Here is a 2,615-nt window from a genome sequence, read left to right on the forward strand (position 1 = left end):
ATCGATGCAATACTCAAGGACGCCGTCGCCGGCAAGCCGGGCTCCTACAGGTCCGCGGTGGCCACGGACTCACGTGCGGCGCAAAACATTGTAGGAGCTGGCTTGCCAGCGAAGAGGCCCTCAAGGACACCATAGCCAGCAAGCCAGCGCCCACAAATCATTTACGCTTGGGCAACGTCCAGTTCGGTCGTATGAAGTGGCAGGTGTAGCCGTTGGGGTAGTGCTCGAGGTAGTCCTGATGCTCAGGTTCCGCCTCCCAGAACGGCCCGGCGGGTTCGATCTCCGTGACCACCTTGCCCGGCCACAGGCCAGAGGCATCAGCGTCGGCCACTGTATCCTCGGCCACGCGCTGTTGCGCTTCATCCAGATAATAGATCGCCGAGCGATAGCTCATGCCGATATCGTTGCCCTGACGATTGAGGGTGCTCGGATCATGGATCTGAAAGAAAAACTCAAGGATCTGCCGATAACTGATCTGCTCCGGGTCGAAGTCGATTTCGATCGCTTCGGCGTGGGAGCCATGGTTGCGATAGGTCGCATTGGGCACATCACCACCGGTGTAGCCCACCCGCGTGGAGATCACGCCAGGGTAGCGCCGCAGCAGATCCTGCATGCCCCAGAAGCAGCCGCCGGCGAGGATGGCGGTTTCGGTGTTCGTCGTCATCAGTACGCACCTCCCATCAAAGCGCGGCCTCCGGAGGGGAGGCCGTCAGTCCCTCAATGCATCTTGCTGTGATCCATGTTGCCGTGATCCATCGTACCCAGTGCCCGGGCCTCGGCGTCTACCTTGATCGTCTCTTTCTCGCCCTTGGCGTTTTCCACGGTCAAGGTCAACGGCACTTTGCTACCTTCCTTGATCTGGCCCGTCAGGTCCATGAGCATGATGTGGTAGCCATGGGGATCGAAGCTCACCGGCTTGCCGGCCGGCAACGCCACGGACTCGACCTGCTGCATGCTCATCACATCGTCTTTCATGCTCGACTGGTGAATCTGCACCAACTTCGCCACGGGCGACTGCACGCTGAGCAGCTTGCTGTCAGTGTCGGCCTGCAAGGTCATGAAGGCGCCGCTCGAAGGCTGGCCGGCCACCGTCGCCCGAACCCAGGCGTCGTTGACCTGGGTTTGCGCGGACACCTGCCACGCCATGCCGATCAGGGCCAGGCCCAGGGCCAGTTGTTTGATACGTGGTGCGCAAAACAAAGTCATCAGCAGACCTCCATGACGGTGAGCAGGTCTTCTGCGCACTCTTGAGCGGTAAGGGACGCGGACAGGCCGAGGCGCAAATTGCCCCGGGAGTCGAACACGAAGCTGGTCGCGGTATGGGACAGGGTGTAGGTATCGCCGCTGGGGACTTTCTCGAAGAATACGCCGAACTCCTTGGCGGTGGCGGCGGTTTCTTCCAGGGTGCCGGACAGCGCTTCGAAACTCGGGTCGAAGGCCTTCACGTACTTGTCGAGCAACTCGGGGGTATCGCGTTCGGGGTCCAGGGTGATGAAGATCACTTGCAGGCGCTCGCCATCGCGGCCCATCAGTTTTTTCGCCTGGGCGGCGCGGGCCAGCGTGGTCGGGCAGACGGCCGGGCACTGGGTGAAACCGAAGAAGATCATCGGCATCAGGCCCTGATAGCTGCCGAGCATGCGGGTTTCGCCGTCGGCATCCTTGAGCTTGAAGGAACGCCCCATGATCTTGTCGCTCAGGTCCTTGCCGTACTTGAACGACAGCTTGCTGCTGTCATCACAGCCGGCGAGCAGGCCGAGGCTCAGCAGGCTCATGCCTTGCAGGACCGTGCGGCGGGAATACAACGTACTCATGGAAAAAAGCATCCTGTGTAGCGACTGGAAATCTACAGTGGCTGATCTCTGAGACGAGAAAAAGCGCGTGGATGTTAACAAACTGTTGCCCGTTGGCGCTCAATCGATGGCCAGCCGGTCATGCGCCAAAAGGTCGCGGTCGGTGTAATACATGAAAATACAAACGCGGCGGATGCCGACACATTGCAGATACAAACTTGCGATTAGATGGCGCTTTCCAACGAGTTGAAGCGAGTATCGTCATGATCCGTAAACTGCAGCAAGCCGCCCGTTTCCTTGGCCAGAGTGCGCGTTTGATGGTGGGCGTACCTGATTACGACAACTACGTTGCGCAGCGGGCGATCACCCATCCGGGGGAGCCGGTGATGAGCCAGGAGGCGTTTTTTCGTGAGCGTCAGGAGGCGCGTTTCGGTCGTGGGAAATGTAATACGCGGTGTTGCTGATGCTGCAAACTCCCGCTTATGGCCCCGATCCACTGCAGGGCTGGCTCGCCCGAGATGGCCTCATAACGGCCACCATCGCATCGCCAGCAAGCCGGCTCCTACGGATATGCGTCACGCCAAAAATTCAACTTACCTGAGCGAAACCTGTAGGAGCTGGCTTGCCAGCGATGGCGGCATAACGGCCACCATCGCATCGCCAGCAAGCCGGCTCCTACGGGTATGTGTCACGCCAAAAATTCAACTTACCTGCACGAAACCTGTAGGAGCTGGCTTGCCAGCGATGGCGGCATAACGGCCACCATCGCATCGCCAGCAAGCCGGCTCCTACGGATATGTGTCACGCCACAAATTCAATTTACCT

Annotated in this window: 4 protein-coding genes; 1 reads left to right on the forward strand and 3 read right to left on the reverse strand. The window is 59.6% G+C overall.

The annotated features are described in order from the left end of the window. Nucleotides 1–157 precede the first annotated feature (157 nt). From msrA to SOP95_RS31395, 3 genes are read right to left on the reverse strand one after another with little or no spacing between them, the layout of a single operon-like run. Nucleotides 158–664 carry a peptide-methionine (S)-S-oxide reductase MsrA gene (gene msrA, locus SOP95_RS31385; protein ID WP_323609502.1) on the reverse strand — a complete coding sequence of 169 codons (507 nt, stop codon included), beginning with the start codon at nt 662–664 and terminating at the stop codon, nt 158–160. A gap of 53 nt (nt 665–717) precedes the next feature. Then, nucleotides 718–1,206 (reverse strand): copper chaperone PCu(A)C, encoded by a 489-nt coding sequence (locus SOP95_RS31390; RefSeq protein ID WP_323609503.1) that lies wholly within the window; start codon nt 1,204–1,206, stop codon nt 718–720. Then, entirely contained in the window at nt 1,206–1,811 is a 606-nt protein-coding gene (locus SOP95_RS31395; protein ID WP_046818741.1) for an SCO family protein, read from the reverse strand. Before SOP95_RS31395 ends, SOP95_RS31390 begins: the two co-directional genes overlap by 1 nt. Nucleotides 1,812–2,053: 242 nt before the next feature. Between SOP95_RS31395 and SOP95_RS31400 the strand changes: the two genes are divergently transcribed. Beyond that, nucleotides 2,054–2,254, forward strand: coding sequence for a YbdD/YjiX family protein (locus tag SOP95_RS31400; RefSeq protein WP_274077804.1), 201 nt, complete (start codon nt 2,054–2,056; stop codon nt 2,252–2,254). Nucleotides 2,255–2,615 lie beyond the last annotated feature (361 nt).

The sequence above is a fragment of the Pseudomonas sp. YuFO8 genome, from assembly GCF_035065025.1.
GTDB lineage: Bacteria > Pseudomonadota > Gammaproteobacteria > Pseudomonadales > Pseudomonadaceae > Aquipseudomonas > Aquipseudomonas putida_AE.